The organism is Paraburkholderia sp. SIMBA_030, from assembly GCF_046535245.1.
In the GTDB taxonomy this organism is placed as follows: domain Bacteria; phylum Pseudomonadota; class Gammaproteobacteria; order Burkholderiales; family Burkholderiaceae; genus Paraburkholderia.
Window position 1 is genome coordinate 1 of sequence record NZ_JAWRXB010000621.1, and the last position, 269, is coordinate 269.

Annotated in this window: 1 protein-coding gene; it reads right to left on the bottom strand. The window is 62.1% G+C overall.

The window, feature by feature from the left end:
* A partial coding sequence (locus tag SB772_RS41445) for an MFS transporter (protein WP_410838704.1) occupies window positions 1-269 on the bottom strand: 269 nt, incomplete at both ends.

The window sequence follows — 269 nt, forward strand, 5'->3', positions numbered from 1 at the left end:
CGACGACGGCGACACCGAACATGGCGAATGCCTGTCCGCGCTTGGAGGGCGGGAAGGAGTCGGCGAGGATCGACTGCGATATCGGCACCATGCCGCCGCCGGCAAAGCCCTGGATCATCCGGAAAACCAGCAGCGACTCGAGATTCCAAGCAAGGCCGCAGCAGATCGAGGCGACGGTGAAGGTGGCAAGGCAGAGCAGATAGAAGCGCCTGCGGCCATAGCGCTTGGCGATGAAGCTGGAGGCGACCAGAATGATGGCATTGGAAACT